Annotated in this window: 19 protein-coding genes; 16 read left to right on the top strand and 3 right to left on the bottom strand. The window is 72.8% G+C overall.

Features of this window, described 5'->3' with window-relative positions; genetic code table 11:
* Nucleotides 1-56: 56 nt before the first annotated feature.
* The 10 genes from ABZ898_RS24230 to ABZ898_RS24185 all read left to right on the top strand — a co-directional run bounded on the left by ABZ898_RS24230 (nucleotide 57) and on the right by ABZ898_RS24185 (nucleotide 12375).
* Nucleotides 57-2555 (top strand): PQQ-dependent sugar dehydrogenase, encoded by a 2499-nt coding sequence (locus ABZ898_RS24230; RefSeq protein WP_361662563.1) that lies wholly within the window; start codon nucleotides 57-59, stop codon nucleotides 2553-2555.
* A gap of 15 nt (nucleotides 2556-2570) precedes the next feature.
* Entirely contained in the window at nucleotides 2571-3917 is a 1347-nt protein-coding gene (locus ABZ898_RS24225) for a ThuA domain-containing protein (RefSeq protein ID WP_361662560.1), read from the top strand.
* Nucleotides 3918-4026: 109 nt separating this feature from the next.
* Nucleotides 4027-5157, top strand: coding sequence for an inositol-3-phosphate synthase (locus ABZ898_RS24220; protein WP_361662557.1), 1131 nt, complete (start codon nucleotides 4027-4029; stop codon nucleotides 5155-5157).
* Nucleotides 5158-5273: 116 nt separating this feature from the next.
* Entirely contained in the window at nucleotides 5274-6143 is an 870-nt protein-coding gene (locus ABZ898_RS24215; RefSeq protein ID WP_361662651.1) for an SCO3242 family prenyltransferase, read from the top strand.
* On the top strand, nucleotides 6140-7063 hold the full coding sequence (locus ABZ898_RS24210; protein ID WP_361662554.1) for a sugar phosphate isomerase/epimerase family protein: 924 nt from the start codon (nucleotides 6140-6142) through the stop codon (nucleotides 7061-7063). The genes ABZ898_RS24215 and ABZ898_RS24210 overlap by 4 nt, the downstream gene beginning before the upstream one ends.
* Nucleotides 7060-7755, top strand: a complete 696-nt coding sequence (locus ABZ898_RS24205; protein ID WP_361662551.1) for an EboA domain-containing protein — start codon at nucleotides 7060-7062, stop codon at nucleotides 7753-7755. The genes ABZ898_RS24210 and ABZ898_RS24205 overlap by 4 nt, the downstream gene beginning before the upstream one ends.
* Nucleotides 7755-8642 carry a TatD family hydrolase gene (locus ABZ898_RS24200; protein ID WP_361662548.1) on the top strand — a complete coding sequence of 296 codons (888 nt, stop codon included), beginning with the start codon at nucleotides 7755-7757 and terminating at the stop codon, nucleotides 8640-8642. The genes ABZ898_RS24205 and ABZ898_RS24200 overlap by 1 nt, the downstream gene beginning before the upstream one ends.
* A gap of 3 nt (nucleotides 8643-8645) precedes the next feature.
* Nucleotides 8646-9815, top strand: coding sequence for a metabolite traffic protein EboE (eboE, locus tag ABZ898_RS24195; RefSeq protein ID WP_361662545.1), 1170 nt, complete (start codon nucleotides 8646-8648; stop codon nucleotides 9813-9815).
* A 29-nt stretch (nucleotides 9816-9844) separates the two neighbouring features.
* A complete protein-coding gene (locus ABZ898_RS24190; protein WP_361662648.1) occupies nucleotides 9845-11245 on the top strand; it encodes a nucleotide pyrophosphatase/phosphodiesterase family protein in 1401 nt (466 codons plus the stop codon).
* Between the two features lie 89 nt (nucleotides 11246-11334).
* A complete protein-coding gene (locus tag ABZ898_RS24185; protein WP_361662542.1) occupies nucleotides 11335-12375 on the top strand; it encodes a sugar phosphate isomerase/epimerase in 1041 nt (346 codons plus the stop codon).
* Nucleotides 12376-12455: 80 nt separating this feature from the next.
* Here ABZ898_RS24185 and ABZ898_RS24180 read toward each other — a convergent pair whose 3' ends face one another.
* Complete coding sequence (locus tag ABZ898_RS24180; protein ID WP_361662539.1) at nucleotides 12456-13403, bottom strand: hypothetical protein; 948 nt, start codon at nucleotides 13401-13403, stop codon at nucleotides 12456-12458.
* A 243-nt stretch (nucleotides 13404-13646) separates the two neighbouring features.
* Between ABZ898_RS24180 and ABZ898_RS24175 the strand changes: the two genes are divergently transcribed.
* Nucleotides 13647-15980, top strand: a complete 2334-nt coding sequence (locus tag ABZ898_RS24175) for an LPXTG cell wall anchor domain-containing protein (protein WP_361662536.1) — start codon at nucleotides 13647-13649, stop codon at nucleotides 15978-15980.
* Nucleotides 15981-16081: 101 nt separating this feature from the next.
* Here ABZ898_RS24175 and ABZ898_RS24170 read toward each other — a convergent pair whose 3' ends face one another.
* Nucleotides 16082-18643, bottom strand: coding sequence for a hypothetical protein (locus ABZ898_RS24170; protein ID WP_361662533.1), 2562 nt, complete (start codon nucleotides 18641-18643; stop codon nucleotides 16082-16084).
* Nucleotides 18644-19013: 370 nt separating this feature from the next.
* Here ABZ898_RS24170 and ABZ898_RS24165 point away from each other — a divergent pair, with 370 nt between their 5' ends.
* From ABZ898_RS24165 to ABZ898_RS24150, 4 genes are all read left to right on the top strand, one after another.
* Nucleotides 19014-19217, top strand: coding sequence for a cold-shock protein (locus ABZ898_RS24165; protein ID WP_161147263.1), 204 nt, complete (start codon nucleotides 19014-19016; stop codon nucleotides 19215-19217).
* Nucleotides 19218-19405: 188 nt separating this feature from the next.
* On the top strand, nucleotides 19406-21526 hold the full coding sequence (locus tag ABZ898_RS24160; protein WP_361662529.1) for a helix-turn-helix transcriptional regulator: 2121 nt from the start codon (nucleotides 19406-19408) through the stop codon (nucleotides 21524-21526).
* 9 nt (nucleotides 21527-21535) lie between these two features.
* Entirely contained in the window at nucleotides 21536-22126 is a 591-nt protein-coding gene (locus tag ABZ898_RS24155; protein WP_361662526.1) for an XRE family transcriptional regulator, read from the top strand.
* Between the two features lie 131 nt (nucleotides 22127-22257).
* A complete protein-coding gene (locus ABZ898_RS24150; protein WP_361662523.1) occupies nucleotides 22258-22719 on the top strand; it encodes a calmodulin-binding protein in 462 nt (153 codons plus the stop codon).
* Between the two features lie 205 nt (nucleotides 22720-22924).
* Here the strand turns inward: ABZ898_RS24150 and ABZ898_RS24145 are convergent, their stop codons facing one another.
* A complete protein-coding gene (locus ABZ898_RS24145; protein ID WP_361662520.1) occupies nucleotides 22925-23842 on the bottom strand; it encodes an NADP-dependent oxidoreductase in 918 nt (305 codons plus the stop codon).
* Nucleotides 23843-24058: 216 nt separating this feature from the next.
* On the opposite strand from ABZ898_RS24145, the gene ABZ898_RS24140 reads away from it, so the two are divergent.
* Nucleotides 24059-24370 carry a hypothetical protein gene (locus tag ABZ898_RS24140; protein WP_361662518.1) on the top strand — a complete coding sequence of 104 codons (312 nt, stop codon included), beginning with the start codon at nucleotides 24059-24061 and terminating at the stop codon, nucleotides 24368-24370.
* Nucleotides 24371-24567 lie beyond the last annotated feature (197 nt).

Below are 24567 nucleotides of genomic sequence, written 5' to 3'. Positions count from 1 at the left end.
GCGTCCCGGCGCGCACCCCACCCGCCCCGTACAACTGGCTTCTTCTGGAGGCATTCGTGCACGGGAACGTCCGCCCCACCGGTACCCCCACCAGACCACCGCGCCCCCGGTGGCCCCGCCTGCGCACCGCCGTCGCCCTCACCTGCGGGGCACTCCTCCTCGGCGCCGTACCCGCCCTCACCGGCACCGGCGCGGCCGCCGCCGGCCGGCAGGACACGGCCGCCGCCGAGGACTTCCAGCAGGTCACCCTCGCCCGCGGCGCGGCGGAGGTCGGTGAGCCCATGAGCCTCGCCGTCCTGCCCGACCGCTCCGTCCTGCACACCTCCCGGGACGGCGAACTCCGCCTCACCGACGCCGCCGGCACCACCCGCACCGCGGGCAGGCTGGCCGTCTACTCCCACGACGAGGAGGGGCTGCAGGGCGTCGGCGTGGACCCGCGCTTCACCGACAACCGGTTCGTCTACCTCTACTACGCGCCCCCGATGGACACCCCCTCCGGCGACGCCCCCGAGACCGGCACCGCCGCCGACTTCGCCCCCTTCGACGGCGTCAACCGGCTCTCCCGCTTCGTCCTCAGGACCGACGGCACCCTGGACACCGCCAGCGAGAAGAAGATCCTGGAGGTGCCCACCTCGCGCGGCATCTGCTGCCACGTCGGCGGGGACATCGACTTCGACAAGGACGGCAACCTCTACCTGTCGACCGGCGACGACTCCAACCCCTTCCAGTCCGACGGCTACACGCCCATCGACGAACGCGGCGACCGCAACCCCGCCTTCGACGCCCAGCGCACCTCCGGCAACACCAACGACCTGCGCGGCAAGATCCTCCGGATCAAGGTGGACGCCGACGGCACCTACACCGTGCCCGACGGCAACCTCTTCGCCCCCGGCACCGCGAAGACCCGCCCCGAGATCTACGCCATGGGCTTCCGCAACCCGTTCCGCTTCAGTGTCGACAAGGAGACCGGCGTCCTCTACGTCGGCGACTACGGCCCCGACGCCGCCACCGCCGACCCCGCCCGAGGCCCCGGCGGCCAGGTCGAGTTCGCCCGGGTGACCGGCCCCGGCAACTTCGGCTGGCCCTACTGCACCGGCAAGAACGACGCCTACGTCGACTTCGACTTCGCCACCCGGACCTCCGGCGCGGCCTTCGACTGCGCGGCCCCGAAGAACACCTCCCCCCACAACACCGGCCTGACCGACCTGCCCCCGGCCCAGGCGGCCTGGCTGCCCTACGACGGCGCGTCCGTACCGGAACTGGGCGACGGCTCCGAATCCCCGATGGGCGGACCCGTCTACCACTACGACCCCCAGCTCGACTCGCCCGTGAAGTTCCCCGAGGCGTACGACGGGAACTTCTTCGCCGGTGAGTTCGGCCGCCGCTGGATCAAGCGCGTCGAGACCGGCACGGACGGCGCCGTGCGGTCGATCAACGCCTTCCCCTGGACCGGCACCCAGGTGATGGACATGGCCTTCGGCCCCGACGGCGCGCTGTACGTCCTGGACTACGGCACCGCCTGGTTCGGCGGCGACGAGAACTCCGCCCTGTACCGCATCGAGAACGCCACCGACGGCCACTCCCCGGTCGCCGTGGCCGCCGCCGACAAGACGTCCGGGCAGGCCGCGCTCAAGGTCCGCTTCTCCTCCGCGGGCAGCACCGACCAGGACGGCGACGCCCTCACCTACCGATGGGACTTCGGCGACGGCTCCACCTCCACCGCCGCGAACCCCACCCACACCTACCGGCAGAACGGCACCTACACCGCCACCCTGACCGCCAAGGACCCCTCCGGCCGCACCGGCAGCGCCGGCGTCCGGATCGTCGTCGGCAACACCGCTCCCACCGTGACCCTCCAACTCCCGCAGGACGGACAGTTGTTCAGCTTCGGTGACGCCGTCCCGTTCAAGGTGAGGGTCACCGACCCCGAGGACGGACAGAACATCGACTGCTCCAAGGTCACCGTCCACTTCATCCTCGGCCACGACACCCACGGCCACCCGCTGACCTCCGCCAAGGGCTGCTCCGGCACCATCCAGACCAGCGCCGACGGCGGACACGACGAGAACGAGGACATCTTCGGCGTGTTCGACGCCGAGTACACCGACAACGGAGGCGGCGGCCAGGCCCCGCTCACCTCCCACGACCAGAACGTCACCCAGCCCCGCCACCGCCAGGCCGAGCACTACACCTCCTCCTCCGGCGTCACCCCGCAGTCCAAGGACACCGCCCACGGCGGCAAGACCGTCGGCGACATCCACAACGGCGACTGGATCGCCTTCACCCCCTACGCGCTCGGCAACGCCAAGAAGATCACCGCGCGCGTCTCCTCCGGAGGCATCGGCGGCACCCTGGAGATCCGCTCCGGATCGCCCACCGGTCCCCTCCTCGGCAAGGCCACCGTGCCGGTGACCGGCGGCTGGGACACCTTCCAGGACGTCAGCGCCGTCCTGTCCGGCGCCCCCAAGACCACCACCACGCTCCACCTGCTGTTCAGGGGCGGCGCCACCCGCGCCCTGTTCGACCTGGACGACTTCACCTTCACCACCGGCTGAGCGGAGGGCACCCCCATGCGCACCACACGCCTGCTCACCACCACGGCGGTGGCGGCCGCGCTGCTGCTCGGCTGCGCCACCGGCCCGGCCACCGCTAAGCCCACCGCCGGGCCCGCGGCCACCGGACGGGTCCTGGTCTTCTCCAAGACCGCCGGATTCCGCCACGACTCCATCGCGGACGGCATCGCCGCCGTCCGCCAGCTCGGCGGCACCGACGGCCTCACGGTCGACGCCACCGAGGACGCGGGCGCCTTCACCACCCGCAACCTGCGCCGCTACGACGCCGTCGTCTTCCTCTCCACCACCGGCGACGTCCTGAACCCCGCCCAGCAGCGCGCCTTCGAGGGCTACATCCGCCAGGGCGGCGGCTACATCGGCGTCCACGCGGCCGCCGACACCGAGTACGACTGGCCGTTCTACGGCGGTCTCGCCGGGGCGTACTTCGCCTCGCACCCGGCCGTCCAGCCCGCCACGGTCGTGGCCGAGGACCACGCCCACCCCGCCACCGCCGGCCTGCCCGACCGGTGGGAGCGCACCGACGAGTGGTACAACTACCGCTCCAGCCCGCGCGACCGCGTCCACGTCCTGGCCTCGCTGGACGAGAGCACCTACTCCGGCGGCACCATGAACGGCGACCACCCGATCGCCTGGTGCCAGGAGTACCAGGGCGGCCGCGCCTTCTACACCGGCGGCGGTCACACCAGGGAGTCCTTCGCCGACCCCGCCTTCCGGGCCCACCTGCTGGGCGGCCTGCGCTGGGCGACCGGCGCCGTCCAGGCCGACTGCCGCCCGGAGAACGGCTACCGCCCCCTCTTCGACGGCAGCGCCGCCTCCCTGGAGGGCTGGCGGCAGGCGGGGCCCGGCTCCTTCACCCTCGCCGACGACGGGACGCTGACCTCGTCGGGCGGCATGGGCCTGCTCTGGTACGCCGCCTCCGGTCTCTCCTCGTACTCCCTGAAGCTCGACTGGAAGATCACCGGGGACGGCAACTCGGGCGTGTTCGTCGGCTTCCCGCCCTCGGACGACCCCTGGTCGGCCGTGGACAACGGCTACGAGGTCCAGATCGACGCCACCGACGTACCGGAGAAGACCACCGGCTCCGTGTACGGCTTCCAGTCCGCCGACCTGGCCGCCCGCGACCGCGCGCTGAACCCGCCGGGGGAGTGGAACACCTACGAGATCCGCGTGGAGGGCGAACGCCTGCGCATCTGGCTCAACGGCGTCCCGGTCAACGACTTCACCAACACCGACCCCGCCCGCAGCCTGCGCGACGGCCACATCGGCATCCAGAACCACGGGGACGGCGACCTGGTGTCCTTCCGTGACGTCCGCATCAGGGAACTGCCGGTGAGCGGACGCTGAAGCGGCGGCGGGCGGGAGACGCCGTACTCCCGCCCGCCGTCTCCCCGGCGGCGGCCCGCCCGCGGCCAGGTGCCCATCCGTGACGCGTACGTCCACAAGGAGGCCGAGCATGTCTACGTCCCGTCCCGCCGGCGTGTGGCTCATCGGCGCCCGAGGCTCGGTGGCGACCACCGTGGTCGCGGGCTGCGCCGCGATGTCCGCCGGGCTGCACCCGCCCACCGGAATGCTCACGGAGACTCCCCTCTTCGCCGACTGCGGCCTGCCCGGCCTGTCCTCCCTGGTCTTCGGCGGCCACGACACGCTGGACTGCCCGCTGCCGAAACGGGCCGAGGAACTCGTCGCGGGCGGCGTCCTGCCGCACGGTCTCCCCGGCGCCGTGGCCGCCGAACTCGCCGCCGCCGACGACGAGATCGCCCCCGGCGGCCCGCTCCCGCACGACGACCGTGACGAGGACGGACTGATCGAGGCGTTCGCCGCCGACATCCGCGACTTCACCGCCCGCCGCGCCCCGGCCGGGACGGTGGTCGTCAACGTGGCCTCCACCGAACCCGCCGCCGACGGCGAAACCCTCCCGCCCAGCTCCCTGTACGCGGCGGCGGCCCTGCGCGCCGGCTGCCCCTACGTCAACTTCACCCCGTCCACCGGCCTCCACCACCCCGCCCTGGCGACGGCGGCGGCCCGCAGCGGACTCCCGTACGCCGGCCGGGACGGCAAGACCGGCCAGACCCTCCTGCGCTCGGTGCTCGGCCCGATGTTCGCGCAGCGCGCCCTCGCGGTACGGGCCTGGTCGGGCACCAACCTGCTGGGCGGCGGCGACGGCGCCGCCCTGGCCGACCCCGCCGCGGCCGCCGCCAAGAACGCGGGCAAGGAACGGGTCCTGGCCGACACCCTCGGCGCGCCGGTGCAGGGCGAGGTGCACATCGACGACGTACCCGCCCTCGGCGACTGGAAGACCGCCTGGGACCACATCGCCTTCGACGGCTTCCTCGGCACCCGCATGATCCTCCAGACCATCTGGCAGGGCTGCGACTCGGCGCTCGCCGCCCCCCTGGTGCTCGACCTGGCCCGGCTGACCCTGCGCGCCCGCGAGGCGGGCCTGTCCGGCCCGCTCACCGACCTGGGCTTCTACTTCAAGGACCCGCTGGGCGACGGCCCGTCCTCCCTGAGCGGGCAGTACGCGGCCCTGACCGGACTCGCCGCCCGCTTCCGCACCGGCGGCCGCGCCGCGGAGGCCCGGTGAAGGCGCCCCGGGGCACGGCGACCGTGCCGGGGGAGCGACCGTGCGCCGGCCGGCCCCCGCATCCCGGCGGCCCTTCCGGCCGGGGCGGGGCGAGCCGGGCCGGCGCCTGGGCCGAACTGCTGCGCCTGCCCGCCCTGTTCACCGTCCCCGGTGACGTCCTGGCCGGGGCGGCCACGGTCCACGGCCGCCCCGGCCCCCGCACCCTGTACGCCATCGGCTCCTCCCTGTGCCTGTACGAGGCCGGGATGGCCCTCAACGACTGGGCCGACCGCGCCGAGGACGCCCTCGAACGCCCCCACCGCCCCGTGCCCTCCGGCCGGGTCCGCCCCGCCGCCGCGCTCACCGCGGCCTGCGCCCTGACCGCCACCGGCCTCGCGCTCGCCGCGAGGGCCGGCCGCCCCGCGCTCGCCGTCGCCGCACCCCTGGCCGCGACCGTCTGGGCGTACGACCTGGGCCTCAAACGCACCCCGGCCGGTCCTGTCGCCATGGCGGCCGCCCGGGCGCTGGACCTCCTGCTCGGCGCCGCCGCCACGGCGGGCCGGGTCCGGCCCGCCCTCCCCTCCGCCGCACTCCTCGGCACCCACACCCTCGCCCTCACCACCGTCTCCCGCCACGAGACCCAGGGCGGCGCACCCCTCACCCCCCTGACCGCCCTCGCCACCACCGGCGCCCTCACCCGCCTCCTGACCCGGACCCCGCCCGGCACGACCCCGCCCGGCACGGCGACGCCCACCGGGACCCTCGGACCTGCCCTGCGCGTGGCCGGCGCCCTCGCCTACGCCGCCACCGCCGCCCGCCCCTACTTCCACGCCGCCCTCAACCCGTCACCCCCGCTCACCCAGAGAGCCGTCGGCGGCGGCATCCGCGCCACCATCCCGCTCCAGGCCGCGCTCTGCGCCCGCTCAGGCGCCCCGGTCAGCGCGCTCGCCACCGCGGCCCTGTCCCCGCTGGCCGCACGGTTCGCGAAGAAGGTGAGCGTGACATGACGCCCAGGACCGCACCCCTCACCACCGGCCCCGCCCCGGCCGCACCCGCCCCCGCCACCCTCCGCTTCGGGTACGGCACCAACGGCCTGGCCGACCTCCGCCTGGACGACGCCCTGGCCCTGCTCGCCGACCTCGGCTACGACGGCGTGGGCCTGACCCTCGACCACATGCACCTCGACCCGCTGGCCCCCGATCTCGCCGCCCGTACCCGGCGGGTGGCCCGCCGGCTGACCGCGCTCGGCCTCCAGGTCACCGTGGAGACCGGAGCCCGCTACGTCCTCGACCCGCGCCGCAAACACGGCCCCTCCCTCCTCGACCCCGACCCCGCCGACCGGGCCCGCCGCGCCGACCTGCTGATCCGGGCCGTGCACGTCGCCACCGAGCTCGGCGCCCACGCCGTCCACTGCTTCAGCGGCACCCTCCCGCCCGGCACGGACCCCGGGACGGCCTGGGACCGGCTGGCCGGGACCCTCACCCCGGTCCTCGAAGCCGCCGACGCCGCCGGCATCCCCCTGGCCGTCGAACCCGAACCCGGCCACCTCCTCGGCGACCTCGCCGGCTTCCACCGCCTGCGCCACGCCCTCGGTGACCCCGCCCACCTGGGGCTCACCCTGGACATCGGCCACTGCGAGTGCCTCGAACCCCTTCCGCCCGCCGACTGCGTCCGCGCCGCCGCGCCCTGGCTGCGGCACGTCCAGCTCGAGGACATGCGCCGAGGACGGCACGAACACCTGCCCCTCGGAGACGGCGACATCGACTTCCCCGCCGTCCTGGCCGCCCTGGCGGACACCGGCTACCAGGGACTCACCGTCGTCGAACTGCCCCGCCACTCCCACGCGGGGCCCCACTTCGCCGAGACCTCCCTGCCCTTCCTCAGAGCGGCGGCGCCCCGCACACCCACCGAAGGGAGCAGCGCATGACCCGCCCGCACCCCACCGAGGCACCCGGCGACACCCCTCCCGGCGAAGCTCCCCCACCCGTGCCGGACGACCTGCGCACCCGCCTCACACCCCCCGCCCGCGACTGGCTGGACCGCGCCCTGACCGAAGCCGGAGACACCGCAGGCTCTCAGAACGGCACGCCCGCATGGGAGTTACGCCTCGCCGAAGCCGGCCGCCGCTGCGGCACCGCCCACGCCGACGCCGCCCGCGCCCTCATCCTGCGCGCGGCACGCGCCACCCCGGCCGACCTCGCCCGCGTCTACCACCGGGGCACCGCCGACGAACGCCGCGCCGTCCTGCACGCCCTGCCCGGCCTCGTACCGGGACCCGACGCCCTCCCCCTCGTCGAGGACGCCCTGCGCACCAACGACACCCGGCTCCTCGCGGCCGCCGTCGGCCCCTACACCGCCCGCCATCTGGCACCGCACCTGTGGCGGCACGCGGTCCTGAAGTGCCTGTTCACCGGCGTGCCCGTCGCACGCATCGACCGGCTCGCCGATCGCGCCCGGGGCGACGCCGAACTCGCCCGCATGCTGGCCGACTTCGCCGCCGAGCGCACCGCCGCGGGCCGCCCCGTACCCGAGGACCTGCGCCGCGTGCTCGCCCTGACCGAACCGGCCGCGCCGCCGCACACCGCCCACGAGGACGCCCCCCACGGCAAGGAGTCCTGATGCGCCTCTTCGACCCCCACATCCACATGTCCTCGCGCACCACCGACGACTACGAGGCCATGCGTGCGGCGGGTGTCCGCGCCGTCGTCGAGCCCGCCTTCTGGCTCGGCCAGCCCCGCACCTCCACCGCCTCCTTCCTCGACTACTTCGACTCCCTCCTGGGCTGGGAGCCCTTCCGCGCCGCCCAGTACGGCATCGCCCACCACTGCACGATCGCCCTGAACCCCAAGGAGGCCAACGACCCCCGCTGCACCCCCGTCCTGGACGAACTGCCCCGCTATCTCGTCAAGGACCGGGTCGTCGCCGTCGGCGAGATCGGCTACGACTCGATGACACCGGCCGAGGACACCGCGCTCGCCGCCCAGCTCCAGCTCGCCGCCGACCACGGCCTGCCCGCCCTCGTCCACACCCCCCACCGCGACAAGGCCGCCGGGCTGCGCCGCACCCTCGACGCCGTCGGTGAGTCCGCGCTCGCCCCGGAACACGTCCTGCTCGACCACCTCAACGAGACCACCGTCAAAGAGGCCAAGGACAGCGGCTGCTGGCTCGGCTTCTCCGTCTATCCCGACACCAAGATGGACGAGGAACGCATGGTCGCCGTCCTGCGCGCGTACGGCCCCGAGCAGGTCCTCGTCAACTCCGCCGCCGACTGGGGCAGAAGCGACCCCCTCAAGACCCGCAAGGTGGCCGACCTGATGCTGGCCGGGGGATTCACCGAGGACGACGTCGACCGCGTCCTGTGGCGCAACCCCGTCGCCTTCTACGGCCTCAGCGGACGCCTGGAACTCGACGTCGCCGCGACCGACGCCACCCACGAGGGCAACTCCATCCTCCGCGGCGCCCCCAAGGACACCGCCCCCGACGCCGTACCGGCCGGACAGGAGTGACCCGTGCGCTTCCGCCACCCCGACGGCTCCCTCGTCCACCTCGCCTACTGCACCAACGTCCATCCGGCCGAGACCCTCGACGCCGTCGTCGCCCAGCTGCGCGACCACTGCGAACCCGTCCGCCGCCGCCTGGGCCGCGACCGCCTCGGCATCGGACTCTGGCTCGCCAAGGACGCCGCCCTGGCCCTGGAGAGCGACCCCGGCGCCCTCGCCGCGCTGCGCGGCGAACTCGACCGGCGCGGCCTGGAGGTCGTCACCCTCAACGGCTTCCCCTACGAGGGATTCGGCTCCCAGCAGGTCAAGTACCGCGTCTACAAGCCGGACTGGGCCGATCCGGAACGGCTGCGGCACACCACCGCGCTCGCCCGCATCCTCGCCGGCCTGCTGCCCGACGACATCCACGAGGGCAGCATCTCCACCCTGCCGCTCGCCTGGCGCACCGTCGCCACACCGGACCGCATGCGGACGGCCCGCACCGCCCTGCGCACCCTCGGCGAACGCCTCGACGCCCTGGCCGACCTGACCGGCCGCTCCCTCCGCGTCGGCCTCGAACCCGAACCCGGATGCGTCGTCGAGACCACCGCCGACGCCCTCACCCCCCTCACCGACATCGCCCACCCCCGCATCGGCATCTGCGTCGACACCTGCCACCTCGCCACCTCCTTCGAAGATCCGCACACCGCCCTGGACGCCCTCGCCGAGGCGGGTGTCCCCGTCGTCAAATCCCAGCTCTCCGCCGCCCTGCACGCCGAGCACCCCCACCGCCCGGACGTCCGCGAGGCTCTCGCCGCCTTCGCCGAACCCCGGTTCCTGCACCAGACCCGCACCCTCACCGCCACCGGCCGCCACGGCGCCGACGACCTCGGCGACGCCCTCCAGGACCGGTCCCTGCCCGACAGCGCGCCGTGGCGCACCCACGTCCACGTCCCCCTGCACGCGGCCCCCGCCGCGCCCCTCACCTCCACCCTCCCCGTCCTCGCCACCGCCCTGACCCGGCTCGTCGGCGGCCCGCACCCGCTCACCCGGCACCTCGAGGTCGAGACCTACACCTGGCACGCCCTCCCCGCCGAGCTGAGACCCCGCACCCGCGCCCAGCTCACCGACGGCATCGCCGCCGAACTCGCCCTCGCCCGCGACCTCCTCACCGACCTCGGCCTGAAGGAGCTGCCATGACCGGCCGAACGCCGGACCCGGCGCCGTCCATGTCCCCGTCGCCGTCCGCCCCCGCCTGTCCCGTGCCGCTGCTCGTCATGGACGTCGTCGGTCTCACCCCACACCTCCTCGCGCACATGCCCCGCCTCCGTGCCCTCGCCGGCCAGGGATCGCGGGCCCACCTCGGCACCGTCCTGCCCGCCGTGACCTGCGCGGCCCAGTCCACGTTCCTGACCGGCACGATGCCCTCCGAACACGGCATCGTCGGCAACGGCTGGTACTTCCGCGAGCTGGGCGACGTCCTGCTGTGGCGCCAGCACAACGGCCTCGTCGCCGGGGACAAGCTCTGGGACGCCGCACGCCGCGCCCACCCCGGCTACACGGTCGCCAACATCTGCTGGTGGTACGCCATGGGCGCCGCCACCGACTTCACCGTCACCCCCCGCCCCGTCTACTACGCCGACGGCCGCAAGGAACCCGACTGCTACACCCGCCCTCCCGAGCTGCACGACGAACTCACCGCGAAGTTCGGCACCTTCCCCCTCTTCCAGTTCTGGGGCCCGGGCGCGGGCCTCGCCTCCAGCCGCTGGATCATCGAGGCGACCCGCCACATCCAGCGCACCCGCCGTCCCGACCTGACCCTCTGCTACCTCCCTCACCTCGACTACGACCTCCAGCGCTACGGCCCCGACGACCCGCGCTCCCTCAGCGCGGCCGCCGAGCTGGACGCCGCACTCGCCCCCCTCCTGGACGACGCCCGCACCGAGGGCCGCACCGTCGTCGTGCTGTCCGAGTACGGCATCACGCGCGCCGACCGCCCCGTCGACATCAACCGGGCCCTGCGCCGCGCCGGGCTGCTGGAGGTCCATGAGCAGGACGGCATGGAGTATCTGGACCCGATGGTCTCGCGGGCCTTCGCGGTCGCCGACCACCAGATCGCCCATGTCTACGTCCGGCGCCCCGAGGACCTCGACGCCACCCGGGCCGCCCTCACCGGCCTGCCCGGCCTCGCCCAGCTCCTGGACGACGAGGGCAAGAAGGCCCACCACCTCGACCACCCGCGCTCGGGCGAACTCGTCGCCGTGGCGGAGCCGGACGCCTGGTTCACGTACTACTACTGGCTCGACGACGCCCGCGCACCCGACTTCGCACGCCTCGTCGAGATCCACCGCAAACCCGGCTACGACCCCGTCGAACTCTTCATGGACCCCCTCGACCCCTACGTCAAGGTCAAGGCCGCGACGGCGCTGGCCCGCAAGAAGCTCGGCCTGCGCTACCGCATGGCGGTCGTGCCCCTGGACCCGTCACCTATCCGGGGCAGCCACGGACGCCTTCCCGCGAGCGACGACGACGGTCCGCTCCTCATCTGCTCCACCCCCCGTGCCGTCGGCGACCGCCTCGCGGCCACCGATGTGAAATCACTCCTGCTCCGGCTCGCCGGCCTCACCTGACGAGCCCTCACCGCACCCCTTGGCTGCGGCTGGTTCCCAGTGAAGCACTCACCACTGACAACGCCCTCCCACACCCTGGAGTTCCCCGCATGAGCCGCATTTCGCGCAATGACCCCGAACTCACCCACCGCCTCAGCAGAAGGGGCATGCTGGGCGTCGCCGCGGGCGCCACGGCCGCCGCGCTGTTGGGCGCCGCCGCTCCCGCCTCGGCCGCCACGACCGCCCCCGCGGCCTCCACCGCCGGCCGTGGCCGCCCCGTCCTGCCCCCCGGCCGCCTGGGCATACAGCTCTACAGCCTGCGCGACAAGGTCTCCACCCTCGGCTTCGCCCCCGTCTTCGCCGAGCTGGAGAAGTACGGCTACGACGAGATCGAGTTCGCCGGGTACACCCAGGGATCGGCGGGCCCCATCACCCTGGCCGCCCTCAGGCGCCTGGCCAGGGACCACGGCCTGAACCCGATCGGCAGCCACGTCGGCTACTACTCCGACGACCCGAACGCCTACACCTTCGCCCAGAACCTCGACCGGGTCCTCGACGACGCCCAGGCCCTCGGCCTGAAGCACATCGGCACGGCCTCCGGACCCTTCCGCTACGGCTCGACCGTCGACGCCTGGAAGCGCGCCGCGCAGGAGTTCAACACCTACGGCGCGGCCGCCAGGGCCCGGGGCATGAAGTTCTACCAGCACAACCACTCCGACGAGTTCGCCTTCGCGAGCGACAACCCCCGGGTCCGCCTCTACGACGTCCTGCTGGCCGAGACCGACCCCGGCCTCGTCCACCTGGAGATGGACATCTACTGGGCCTACGCCGGCCAGTTCCGCTTCTCCAAGCGCCCCGACGGCACCCCGGCCCCCTTCGACCCCCTCGACTACGTCCTGGCCGCCCCCCACCGTTACCCCCTCTTCCACGTCAAGGACGGCGTGAGCGACCCCACGAACGAGTTCGGCTACCGCATGACGGACGTCGGCGACGGCGACATCGACTACCAGCGCTTCATCTCCACCGTCACCCACCTGCGCGGCGGCCGCCAGGCGCACCACTGGCAGGCCGAGCACGACAACCCCGCCGACTCGCTCGGCTTCGCCCGCCGCTCCAGCGCCTACCTGCACTCCCTGCGCGAGAAGTGCTGACCTGACACCGTGAACGTCCCTTCGCCGGGCGGGTCCGGCACCGGTCCGCACCGAGTCCTGACCCGCCCGGCCTTCGGCCCTCAGGCCGGGATGTCGCCGACGATCCGGCCGAGGCGGTATCCGGTGGCGTACCTGATGAGTCCGCGCAGCGCGTCGAACGGGTCGCAGGGCCTCGCCCGCCGCCGGTGCGGCTGGTGGGTGAAGGGAATGCCGGACCAGGGGTTGTCAGGGTGATGGTGACTGCCGGGCGGCGCCTGGGGATCGACCGTCCAGTACACCCAGACGCTGTCACGGTGCAGACGGACGACCTCCCCCAGATACCAGGCGGCGTTGCGCAGGAACGGCCCCTCCCGGTCGGCGTCGAAATCGGCCAGAGTGCGGTAGCGGGCCCGGACCTGCCGCTCCAACGCGTCCAGACTCGCCGGGGAGAAGTCCCACTCCCCGGCCTCGCCCGCCTGCCCGGCCCCGCTCATGCCCCGGACCCAGGCCGCGTGCGCGGCCTCCCGGTCGAGGAGCCAGCGCCGTAGCAGGTCAGGGACCGGCTGAGGCCCGATCGGGTCCAGGGGCGAGTGCTCCTTCACCGGCTGCCAGTCAGGACGGCTCCGGCGCAGCCCGTCCACCGCCTCGGCGAGCACGCCGTACTCGCGCTCGAAGACCTCGCCGGACCGCTCGGCGAGCGCGACGTCGACGAGAGTGGCCACGGACAGCGCGGGCAGTTCCAGGGCGGGATCGGGGCGGACCAGGGGATCACCGTCGGGGCCCTCGGCGCCGGGGTCGATGTCCCAACGGCCCCCGCACACGTCCATGAGGACTTCGCCGAGGTAGGGGAGCGCGGCGCGCCGGAAGCCGGCGTCGGAACCGGCGTCGAGCAGCGCCGCCTCCAGCGCGGGCAGCGACGCGGGGCTGTAGTCGAAGGGAAAACCGTCCGGCAGATGGACCTGTTCGAGCCGTGCCGCCAGGACCTGCATGTCGTCCAGCCACCGGCCGAGGAGCTCTTCACGGGTGGGAGAGGCGGGAGTCGGGGTCATGGCCGAAAAGCCTAGGGCGCGCGGGGTCCGAGGTGCCAACTGCCCTTGAAGATGGTGTGGTTGTTGTGCGACACGCCTGTGCTCCCGCTGTGCGTGACGACGCGTCAGGGCTAGGGTGCCCGGCGGGACGGTGGCGACGACGGGGGCCTGCCACCGCCCGTTCGACTTCACCTCGCCCCTTCGCGCCCGCCGACCGCGGGCCCGGAGGGGCTCGTATCAGCGCCCCCTTTCGAGGGACACACCATGGATTCTGCGATACGGGTACGCGGCCGGGCCTGGCCGCGCACCGCGGCCGTCGTGCTCGGCGCGACCCTGCTGGCCGCCGGTCCGCTGCCCGGCCTGAACGGTGACGCCGACGCCGCGCCGCCCAAGCCGATGCTGGGCCGCTGCATGGACAAGTACGGCACCAGCCCGACACCGCCGCCCACGTACAGACTGCCCGGCTACAAGCCGGCCGGGCCGAACCAGTGGAAGACACCCAACGCCGAGGACCGCTTCTACTCCTACGACAATCTCGCCAAGGGCTTCGAAGCGCTCACCGACCCCGGTCTCATCGATCTGCCCGAGGGCGACAGCCCCAAGAACTACCCGTGGGGCAGCGCGGAGAACGCCGTGGCGACCTGGAAGGAGAAGCAGGCCGGCAGCAAGCCGTACACGGGCTCCTTCAACGAGTGGCTCAACAACGTCTACTCCCGCAACGAGGGCAACAACAAGCGCGGCAACGCCTTCGAGTCCGAGGTCGTGAAGTACCTCGACCTCGGCGGCGTCGACTGGATCTGCCAGAAGAACCTCCGCGACCTCAACCCCGGCCTGCACAAGGAGCTCGAACGGGCCCTGGGCAAGGACGTGATGAAGGACGGCCGGGTCTTCGACGCCGTCAACCAGCGCACCCGCACCGTCTACGAGATCAAGTCCGGCGTCGGCTACGACGCCCGCCAGCTCAAGATCGACGCCGAACTCGTGCGCCGGGGCTGGAAGGTCGTCTACATCAACGGCCAGGAGCCCGACGCCAAGACGGTGCAGAAGTACGACGCCGCCAAGGTGAAGTACTACCGGCACGCCGCCACGCCGAACCCCCGGTTCAGCGTGGGGACGTACACGCCGCGCAACACCCAGCTGATGACGCCCGACCCCAACCGGCCCTCCTTCGGCTCCGGCGCCGACATGGCCCGCAGGTCCGCCGCGACCCCCGAGGACGCCCGCCGCCAGATCGAGCGGGCCCGCGGACTGGTCAGCCAGCCCGGCAACAGCCTGCGCGCCCCCGGCGGTGTCGACTTCTCCACCCTCGACATCTCCTACATCGGGCAGACGGACACCGGGAACCTCTCCTACGCCTTCAGCGCCAAGAACGCCGACGAGGAGGCCGCGCCCGGCTACGGCGGCAAGGAGCGGGCTCAGCTCATCTCGGACGCCTTCTTCACCTGGCTCGCCCTCACGCCGGACCACTTCTGGGTCAACCTGAACCCCGACGACCCGGACACCATCATGAAGGCGCCGTTCGACAAGACCGACGCCGGACGGGTCCTGCTCGAGGCCGACATGGAGATGAAGCGCGACTTCGGCCGCGCCGAGGACCCCAAGACGGAGGCCGGGAAGAAGTTCTGGGACGGCATCACACGGGTCGACGGCAAGCCCTGCATGGGCTCCACCCGCAACTGGATCGTCCCCATGAAGGCCCAGGTCCGCATCGAGACGGACGGCGCCTACATCCTGGACGCGCCGCTGGAGGTCAAGACGGTCGCCCAGGACTACAGCACCCCCGGACCGGGTGGCGGCATGCCGTGCACCCTGACCAAGGAGCAGACCGAGCACAACATGGACGTCTACCGGCAGACCCTGCTGCCGGTGGTCCAGAAGCAGGTCAACGAGGCTCCCAAGTACGCCGATCTGCGCCGCGTCTACAAGGCCCGCGTCGCCGCCGAGTACGTCCGCCAGACCGTCGCGGCCGACCCCAAGGCGTTCGGCGGCTCCTTCAGCAAGATCATCAACAGTGACCGGGTCACCCGCTGGCCGCTGCGCGGCAAGAACGCCGACTGGGACAAGAAGACCGTCTGGCGGGAGATGAAGCGCTCCTTCACGGAGGGCGACTTCAAGTACGAGATCCCGGTCGACGGACAGGTCTGGGTCTACACCGTCGGCGGAGTGGACCTCACCAAGCAGCCGCAGCAGAAGGTGAGCAAGGCCCGCTTCGTGGCCGAGAAGCCCAACCTGCCCTCGGTGACCAAGGGTTCACGCAACGAGGCCCTCGGCTACCAGGCCACCGGCACCACGGTGATGGGCGGCGACAACAGCGGCCGCCGAGGCGGCGGCACCCCCACCTCCTCGCCGAAGCCCACCCCGTCCCACAGCCCCACCGGCAAGCCCACCCCGGCCCCGAGCACCCCGGCACCCAGCCGCACCCCGGCCCCGGCCCCGTCCGGCAACGGGGGCCACAACCCGCCCCCCGCCGCCGGTGACCAGAGCGGCAGCATGGCCGACACCGGCACCCAGGCACTGACCCTGGCCGGCATCACCGCGGCCCTCCTGGCAGCGGGCACCATCCTGTTCCGCATCAAGCGCAGGCGCACCGGCAACTGATCCTCATGGACGACGCCGGTCCGGACACCCAGTTCATGGATGTCCGGGCCGGCGTCGCCGCGGTTCAGGACGCCGGTCCAACCCCCCCTGGACCCGGGCGCTCAGGTCCTGACCGTCAGGTACTGCCACCCGCCCCACGTGCTCAGGCTGGCGGTGTCCTTCGTGCCGTGGACGTACTCCGAGCGCACCCGGAACTTCTGGTTCACCGCGCCGGAGAGGCTCAGCTTCGCCGCCACGGTGCTCTTGGAGTCGAGGGTGAAGCAGCCCGAGGTGCTGAGGGTGTGCCAGGCGCCGCTGTAGTACTGCTGGACCTGGAAGTGCACGCACTGGCCGGGCTTGTCCGGGGACACGGTCGTCGTCACCGTGGGCCGTACCGTGTGGTGGTAGACGCGGTACGTCGTGCCGCTGTAGGTGGTGGTCGTGTAGTAGCCGCTCAGGGCCTGGGCCACCTTCGCCTGGGCGCTGACGGCGCGGGTGGCCGTGGCCGGGGCGTAGCGGTGGTCGCCCGCGTAGGACGCGGTGAACGTCGTGCCCGTGGTGACCTTGTACGTGGCCGTCAGGTTGCCCTTGCCGTCCACGGTGCCCGTCTTGACCAGCGTCTTCTTGCCGCCCACGGGTGTGGCGTACAGCGAGACCGTACGGCCGTTGTACGTCGTGCCCAGGTGGGCGGTGACGGTCGCTGTCGCGCCGTAGGCGTAGGTCGAGGCGTTGGCCGTCACGGACAGGCTCGTCGCGGCGCGCGAGACCTGGACGACCGCGGAGGCCGTGGCCGCGCGGTGGTCGGTGTCGCCCGCGTAGCTGACCGTGTAGGTGTTGGCGCCGCCGGTGGACGGGGTGTCCTTGACGGTGATCGTGCCGTTCGCCGCCACGGGAGCCTTCCACGTCACGGGCGTCGTGGAGTGCGCCGCGTCCGTCCGGCTCACGGTGACCGTCTCGCCCCCGGCGTACGGCCCGTCGCCCAGCACGGCGCCGAAGCTCAGCGCCGCACCGCGCGGGGCGGACGCGGGCGCCTTGAGGGTGAGGGTCGGGGCGTAGGGGGAGATGACGGTGCTGACGTCGTTCGAGCCGGGCTGGTGCGTGGCATCCCCCTCGAACGACAGGCGGTAGGTGAACCAGCCCGCCGCCCCCGGATCGTCCGTGACCGTGAACCGGCCGGTGGCCGGGTCGACCGGGGCGGCGGGGAGCCGCGTCGACTCGTGGGTGTCCTCGTTCGTCCGGGTCACCAGGACGCTGTCGCCCTGGGCGAAGGGCCCGCGGCTCAGGTCGGTCGAGACCGTGCCGGTGAAGGCCACCTCGTGCGGCGTCGCCGAGGTGAACTCCGGGTACGGGACAGTGGTTCCGAGCCGGGGCAGTCCCAGCCGCAGCGAGGTGGTCGCGGGCCGGTGCGTCGCGTCCCCGGCGTAGGACACCTGGTAGGTGTAGGTGCCCTCGTCCTGGCGGGTGTCGGTGACGGCGAACGAGCCGTCCGCGCCGACGGTGGCGTCCGGCAGGTCGGTGCCGTCACGGGTGACCTTCAGCGTGGCCCCGGCGGGCACGATGCCGCGGCCGCCCACCGTGCCGCGCAGCGTGAACTGCTGCGTGGGGATCGGGTACGGCATCGGGGCGGTCAGGGACAGCTCGGTGTCCGTGAGCTTGGCGTCGCCCAGGACATTGAGGGAGTAGGTCCCGTCCTTCCGGGTGACGGCGTAGAGCGTGTGCCCGTCGCCGCCCCAGGCGAGGCCGTCGCGGGTGACGGTGCCGGCCGGGAAGGCGAAGTGGTTCTCGGCGACCTGGCCGGACCCGTAGACGTAGGCGCCCGCACCCGTGCCCGCGGTGGCGCCGAGCGCCATCGTGCCGTCGGAGTCGAGCGCGACGGAGCCGGGGGAGGAACCCACCCCGCCGGTGAAGTACACGTACGGCCTGGCGGCACTGAGGTCGGCCGTGCTGTAGACGTACACGGCGGGCGACTGCGGGACGAGCAGCCTGGTGCCGTCCGCGGTGACCTGGACGGGTCCCGTCGCGCCGCCGCCGAGGCCCATGTCCACCTTCAGCGAGGGCTCGCCGGAGGAGACGTCGTAGGTGGCGATGCGGATCATCGAGGGCAGGTCCTCCTGCACCGCGAGCACCCCGCCGCCCGTACTGAGCAGAGGAGCGGCCGACGTACGCGGCATGACGGGCTGCGGGGTCGGCGCGGGGTCGTCGGCGGAGGGGTCCACCGAGCCCACGGTGCCCTTGCCGTCGTCCGTCGTGTAGCCGTACCAGACCTTGCCGCCGGCCACGGCGACGGAGACCGGGGCGCTCCCGGTGCCGGTGCCGACGCGGCGAGTCTCGGTGAGCGTCGCCGTGTCGATGGCGGCGATCGCGTCGCCGTCGGTCAGGGCCGCGTACAGCGTCCGGCCGTCGGCGGACAGCGCGAGGCCGTCGGCGCCCTGCTCGTCGTCGATGGTGGCGACGGGGGCACCGGACAGGTCGGTCACCACGATGCCGGTCGTGCCGGCGCCCTGGCTGAAGAAGAGGTGCTGGTGATCACTGTCGACGACCATATGGGCGTAGTGCGACAACGGCAGCGTGGCCGTGCCCATGCCGTCGGCCCGGGCGGCGGGACCGGTCAGTCCGACGGTGGCGGTGGTCAGCCCCGCGACGACGGATATCGCCGCCGCGAGCGAGACCTGCTTGAGGCGCATGGTGCTCCTGGAGAGAGGGAGGGGGAGCGGCGGCCGCACCAGCACGCCGGTCGCAGGCATGACAATGCGGAGCCGCACAGGCGTGAGACCCCTGACCTCCCCGTTTGGTTGCACCGCCGGGCCGCGGATTTCGGGGCGCTCGCACCGCTCCCGCCGGGCCGCCACGGGCGATGCGCTTGCGACGAGCCGGTGAATCGTGGCCGTTGCTCTCTGGTAAGAGCCTGTCTCGCCGTGTAGCGTCGCTTTCAGATGTCGTGTTTCGCAGTCCCTGCCCACGCTCCGGCGTGGGCGTTTTGCTGTGCGGTGCGGGCACAGGGCATCACGTTCGGGTCCGCGCGGTGCGGGTCCGACATCGACCGGAAGGCTCAGCATGACCAGCGGTACCGTCAAGTGGTTCAACGCCGAAAAGGGCTTCGGCTTCATCTCTCAGGACGGCGGCGGCCCGGACGTCTTCGCGCACTACTCCAACATCAACTCTTCCGGCTTCCGTGAGCTCCAGGAGGGCCAGAAGGTGACGTTCGACGTCACCCAGGGTCAGAAGGGCCCCCAGGCGGAGAACATCACCGTCGCCTGACCTTCATGCGTGGAACGGGCCTTGGAGCATCTCCGGGGCCCGTTCCGCATGTGAGGGGCTTTCCGTACGGCCGTCCACCGCACCGGCACGCCGCACGCATCCTGCCTCGAGCACCCCTGAAAGGGTTAAGCGGCAAGGCTAATTCGAGGGATAAGTGCTGCTAGGTTGGGGTGCGGAGGTGAGGCCGGGTGGTGTCACAGGAGGAACTGTTCGCCGCGGTGGACGCGCTGGCCGCCGAGGACCCGCAACTGCCGCCGCCCGCCGAGCGCGCCCGGCTGCGGGAGGCCGCGGGCATCACACAGGCCCGCCTCGCCCAGGTCCTGAAGACCACACCCCAGACCGTCAAGAACTGGGAGAACGGCAGGACGGAGCCACGCCCCCCGCGCCTGGAGGCGTACCAGCGACTGCTGGAGGCGTGGTCGGCGAAGCACCCCGCGCCCGGCACCCCCGTTCAGCCGCCCGCCGTTCCGGTACCGCTCACCGCGTCCGCCGCGACGCCGGCGGCTCCGTCCGTCCCCGCCCGCGTCTCCGAGGCGCAGGAGCCACCCGCGCAGCCCTCCGCCGAACCGGACACCACCCCTGCCCCGCCGCCCGCGCGCTCGGCCCGCACGCACCGTCCGGCCGCCCGCAGGACGACCACGACAACCGCCGAGGACCCGCGTCACGCGTACGGGCCCCTCCTGGTCCTGGACGCGGACGGCACCGCCTACGGCCAGAACGGCCTGGTGCTGGAGTGCCCGGCGCGCACGGTGCCCCAGCTCGTGGAGTGGACCCTCGCCCAGCCGGTCGGCGCCCCGCCGCTGAACCGGAACGGGCAGCCGTCCGACCCGCTGGTGGTACTGACCGCGCGGGCAGCCGTCCGCCTCGGCCTGCCGGAGCGGCTGGAGGGCCACGAGCAGCGCGCCGGCCTGCGCCTGCCCGACGACCACCCCCTCGTCAAGCAGATCGCGCGGGCCAAATGGAAACTGACCCGGCGTGGATTCGGCCCGTGGGCGCGCGTCTACCGCCCGGCCAAGGCGGGGCAGCGTCAGTGCGTCCAACTCGCCGTGCTGTCCTGGGGTGCCCTCGACGAGCGTTCCTGGCCGGGCCTGTCGGCCGCGGAGCCGGAGGAGATCGCCGCCGCGCTCACCGCGTACGCCGCCCGCGTACTGACCCCGCGCGGCGGTACGGCGGTCAACGGGCTGGAGCTGATGACCGCCCTCCGCCCGCCGACCCGCGCCGCACGGGACGAGTCCGGCAACGGCTGGGTCTCCGCCCACGTCCCCGGTTCGCTGGGCACGCAGCCGGTCGACCCGGCCCCGCCCGAGGCCACCCCGGAGCATCCCCTCGCCCAGGGCTGGGAGAAGGGGTTCCTGCGCGAGGAGGTGTACGACTGGGTCCGCGACCTGGACACCGTCACCACCGAGGCCGCCATGCCGTTCGCCATCGGCCTGGACGTCAACGCCGCGTTCCTTGCGGCCGCCTCCCGCACGCCGGTCGGCCTGTGCGCCCCGGTCCACGTCGACCGGCCCGCGTTCGACAAGAAGGTGCCCGGCTCGTGGCTGGTCGACCTCTCCCACATCGAGCTGGACCCCCGGCTGCCCTCGCCGTTCACCCCCTCCGGGGAACGGCCGGCCGGACCGGCCTGGTACCAGACGCACACCGTCGCCTACGCCGTCGAACTCGGCCACAACGTCAACGTCTACGAGGCGTACGTACGTCCGGAGGCGGGCGCCTACCTGGACCCGTGGCACGACCGGCTCAGGGCCGCGCTGCTGGACACCATGGCGGACCTCGGCGTGACGCCGGGCATGGACGACACCGCGTTCCTCGCGGCGATGGAGCAGGCACGCCACGGCGACCCGGGCGCCCGCGCGGTCCTCGCCGCCGTCAAGGCGACCGCCAAGGGCGGCATCGGCAAACTCCAGTCCCGCGCCCGCGGCCTCACCTACGTACGCGGTGAGCGCTGGCCGGAGCTGGAACGCCCGACCTGGCGCCCGGACATCCGCGCCGCCATCATCAGCAAGGCGCGCGTGAACATGCACCGCAAGATGCGCGCCATGGCGGGCGTGGGCCTGTTCCCGCTCGGCGTGCTGTCCGACTGCGTGGTCTACCCGGCCCCGACCGAGAGCCCGCTGGACCTCCTGCCGTACAGCGAGAGCGGCAAGCCGCTCCCCGGCGCGTTCCGCCTCGGCGTCGCCCCCGGCCTGGTCAAGCTGGAGGGCGTCCAGACGACGGAGTGGGCCATCGACCTCATCGAACAAGGCGGCAACCCCGCCCAGCTCATCAAGGGCGGCGGCCACGACGCCGTACTGCACGGGGGAGAGTAGAAGACACCCATGCCACGCCGGATCCGCCCGCAGACAGGCCCCGCCGACGACGCCCTGATCGGCCAGGCCATCGAACGCGCCAGCCGCGAGACCTACACCACCACGCCGCCCCGCACTCTCCAGGGCCAGATCAACTACCTGCTGCGGAAGCTGGGTACCGCCCGTGCGGTCGCCGCCGAGATCGGGGTCACCGCCGACTCGGTCAACCGCTACCGCCGGGGCGCCCGCAAGCACCCGCCGTCCCACGTCCAGAGCCGTATCGACGAGGCGGTCCGCTCCCGCTGGCAGCCCCGCGTCCAGGAACGCGCCCGCCGCCGCGCCGCCCAACAGACCGGCATGACCGTCGAGTTCCGCGCCACCTTCGGCTACACGGCCCCGATCGGCACCACCGACGAGGCCCGCGAACGCCTGCTCACCCTCCACCTGCCGGCCCCCTGGGCGAGCCGCCTGCTCGACGCGCAGTACGGGCGCACCACCGAGAGCCCCAACGAGGTCCTGGCGCAGGCCGCACTCGACCTCTACTTCCAGGAACGCGGCACCCGCGCCCGGCGCCTGGACGTCGAGATCACCGGCATCGACTACATCGCCGCCCGGTTCTGACGGGGGCCCGCACGGCAGCCGGGCGCGACGCGAACTCGGACATAAGCGTCAAACCCCACGATCGCTGCTTGAATACTCTCCGTAGTCGTCCGTGATCAGCGCGGCGACCGAACCGAGGAGAGAGATCACTCATGCGACGCGCGTTCATGAAGGCCGCCGGCGCGGCCGCCGCCGGTGTACTGGCCTTCGTCGCGGCCCCGCCCTCGCAGGCGCTCACGCCGGGCCGGCAGACCAGCGCGGCGGCGGAGAGCCCCGCGTACTTCGTGATGACGGACGTCTCGCGGGAAGAGTTCGTCATCAAGCTGACGGAGAGTGACGACATCAAGCACGCCCGGGACCTCGTCAGCGGCGAGACCCGCGAGCGTCCCCACGTGCTGACCCGGATCGTCAAGCGGCAGGCTCCCCACAACCCGCGCTGGAGCTACAGCAACAACCCCGAGGCGACCGACTTCTTCGACGTGGCCATCGAAGTCTGCGACGCGACCATCCCCTACGTCGAGGACCACCTCGACGAGGCCGGCGGCGCCTTCCTGCCGGGCCTCGTCTGGTGCGACTGGAGCTCGCGGCTGGTCCGGGAGGTCCCGGCCCCGTAGGCAGTCGGCTCGGTGCATCCTGCGGTGCGCGTCCTGCTCGGAGATCAGGAGTTGCCGTATTCGGACCAGGTTGGCGGTCGAAACGCCAACCTGGCTGCGGGCATGCCCGAACCCTCGCCGAGCGCCTCGGGGTCCTCGATGAGGTTTCCCGCAGCCCGAGGGCTGTGTTCGCTGTGGGCTCCCCGCGCCTTCGGGCGGCTCCGCGTCAGGAGACGTGCAGGACGATCTTTCCGGTCGTGCGCCCCTCCTGGCTGAGCCGCCATGCCTGGGCGGCCTCCGCCAGCGGCAGTTCCCGGTCGATGTGGACCGTGAGCTTCCCGGCGTCCGCGAGGTCGCTCAGTTTCGTCAGCCCGGCGTGGTCGGGACGCGCGAAGGCATAACGGCCGCCCCGCTCACGGACCGCCGGGTCGGCGATGGACACCACCCTGGACGGGGACTTGGTCACCTTCAGGGACACAGCGGTGGCCTCGCCGCCGTAGAAGTCCATGGACGCGTCCACCCCTCCGGGGGCCAGCGCCCGCACGCGCTCGACGAGCCCCTCTCCGTACGTCACGGGCTCCGCGCCCAGCGAGCGCAGGTAGTCGGCCTTGGCCTCGCTCGCCGTACCGATGACGCGGACCCCCGCGGCCGCCGCGATCTGGAGGGCGAAGGAACCGACGCCGCCCGCCGCGTTGTTCACCAGGACCGTGTCCCCCTTCGTGACGTCCGCCGCCTCCAGCGACTGCAGGGCGGTCAGGCCCGCCAGCGGCAGTCCTCCCGCCTGCTGCCAGGTGAGCGAGTCGGGCTTACGGGCGACCGACCGGACCGGCGCCGGCACCAGCTCGGCGTACGTACCGTGCTGCGCCGTGTCCGTCCGTGCGTAGGCGATCACCTCGTCGCCGGGCGCGAACTCCGTCACGGCAGGACCGACCCGCTCCACGACTCCGGACAGATCCCAGCCGGGAGTCAGCGGGAGGTAGGTGTACAGGATGGGATCGAGGCGGCCTGCCGCCACTTTCCAGTCCACCGGGTTCACTCCGGCGTAATTGACGCGTACGAGGACGGTGTCCGGACCGACCTTCGGCTCGGGCTGCTCGCTGACCTGTGGTGCGTCGCCGAACGCGGCGACGGTGACTGCCTTCATGCCGGGTCCAACGACACGCACACCGACATCACTTCCGCCCCGGCCGGTTCCGGGACGGAAATTCACGCGGGTGCCGCATCGGGAGTCGTCCATGGACGACTTCACGAAGTCGCGGGGGCGAGCACATCGCCGCCCGCAGGATCGCCAGGCTCTACCAGTCCTACGACTTGCTCGTCTCCCACCGCGTCCGGCCCCACCCGTGAACTGGCCGCATTCATGGCCCAGTTGAACGTGCTCACCACCGTCATCGACGCGGCGTCCGCCGCCCAGGCGGCGGACCGCCCACTGGCCCCCGAAATACCGGAGGCGGTACGGCGCATGGCCGACGCGACAACGGCGGCCCGCGTCCGGGTCAGTCGCGGAGCACCGCCTCCCTCGCGGACCGAGGTCCGCCACTTGGCGAGGGAGGGCTACACCCTCGCGGCCGCCCCCGCCACCCACCCCGCAGGACCGAACCCGGCACACGGCGTCCTGGAACCGTCTCGGCAGGAGGTGGCGGCGGCCAGAGGAATCTCGGCGCCCCGCTGACCGGATCGGGCATGCGCATCACCTCACTGCCGACGGGCGGCCGGAACAACGCGGCGCGTCGGCGCATGCTTCCCGCGCACACTCCCGCGAGTCCGCGCGGCCTGCGCACGCAGGGGAGTGGTCGGCTGGGAGTACGTGCAGAACCACCCGCGCAAGCAGTCTGATCTGAAGTCGCGGCAGCACCCTGGCCGGTGTGC

It is taken from the genome of Streptomyces sp. NPDC046860, assembly GCF_040645115.1.
Lineage (GTDB): Bacteria > Actinomycetota > Actinomycetes > Streptomycetales > Streptomycetaceae > Streptomyces.
The sequence above is the reverse complement of the archived record's forward strand: the minus strand, read 5'-3'. Positions and strand labels throughout refer to the sequence as shown.

What these genes read in the sequence shown, in the direction of transcription:
- ABZ898_RS24220 (WP_361662557.1), top strand. Translation starts at nt 4,027, where the DNA reads ATGTCTACGTCCCGTCCCGCCGGCGTGTGGCTCATCGGCGCCCGAGGC.
- ABZ898_RS24175 (WP_361662536.1), top strand. Translation starts at nt 13,647, where the DNA reads ATGGATTCTGCGATACGGGTACGCGGCCGGGCCTGGCCGCGCACCGCG.
- ABZ898_RS24190 (WP_361662648.1), top strand. Translation starts at nt 9,845, where the DNA reads ATGTCCCCGTCGCCGTCCGCCCCCGCCTGTCCCGTGCCGCTGCTCGTC.
- ABZ898_RS24200 (WP_361662548.1), top strand. Translation starts at nt 7,755, where the DNA reads ATGCGCCTCTTCGACCCCCACATCCACATGTCCTCGCGCACCACCGAC.
- ABZ898_RS24165 (WP_161147263.1), top strand. Translation starts at nt 19,014, where the DNA reads ATGACCAGCGGTACCGTCAAGTGGTTCAACGCCGAAAAGGGCTTCGGC.
- ABZ898_RS24155 (WP_361662526.1), top strand. Translation starts at nt 21,536, where the DNA reads ATGCCACGCCGGATCCGCCCGCAGACAGGCCCCGCCGACGACGCCCTG.
- ABZ898_RS24150 (WP_361662523.1), top strand. Translation starts at nt 22,258, where the DNA reads ATGCGACGCGCGTTCATGAAGGCCGCCGGCGCGGCCGCCGCCGGTGTA.
- ABZ898_RS24140 (WP_361662518.1), top strand. Translation starts at nt 24,059, where the DNA reads ATGGCCCAGTTGAACGTGCTCACCACCGTCATCGACGCGGCGTCCGCC.
- ABZ898_RS24180 (WP_361662539.1), bottom strand. Translation starts at nt 13,403, where the DNA reads ATGACCCCGACTCCCGCCTCTCCCACCCGTGAAGAGCTCCTCGGCCGG.
- ABZ898_RS24210 (WP_361662554.1), top strand. Translation starts at nt 6,140, where the DNA reads ATGACGCCCAGGACCGCACCCCTCACCACCGGCCCCGCCCCGGCCGCA.
- ABZ898_RS24170 (WP_361662533.1), bottom strand. Translation starts at nt 18,643, where the DNA reads ATGCGCCTCAAGCAGGTCTCGCTCGCGGCGGCGATATCCGTCGTCGCG.
- ABZ898_RS24205 (WP_361662551.1), top strand. Translation starts at nt 7,060, where the DNA reads ATGACCCGCCCGCACCCCACCGAGGCACCCGGCGACACCCCTCCCGGC.
- ABZ898_RS24185 (WP_361662542.1), top strand. Translation starts at nt 11,335, where the DNA reads ATGAGCCGCATTTCGCGCAATGACCCCGAACTCACCCACCGCCTCAGC.
- ABZ898_RS24225 (WP_361662560.1), top strand. Translation starts at nt 2,571, where the DNA reads ATGCGCACCACACGCCTGCTCACCACCACGGCGGTGGCGGCCGCGCTG.
- ABZ898_RS24145 (WP_361662520.1), bottom strand. Translation starts at nt 23,842, where the DNA reads ATGAAGGCAGTCACCGTCGCCGCGTTCGGCGACGCACCACAGGTCAGC.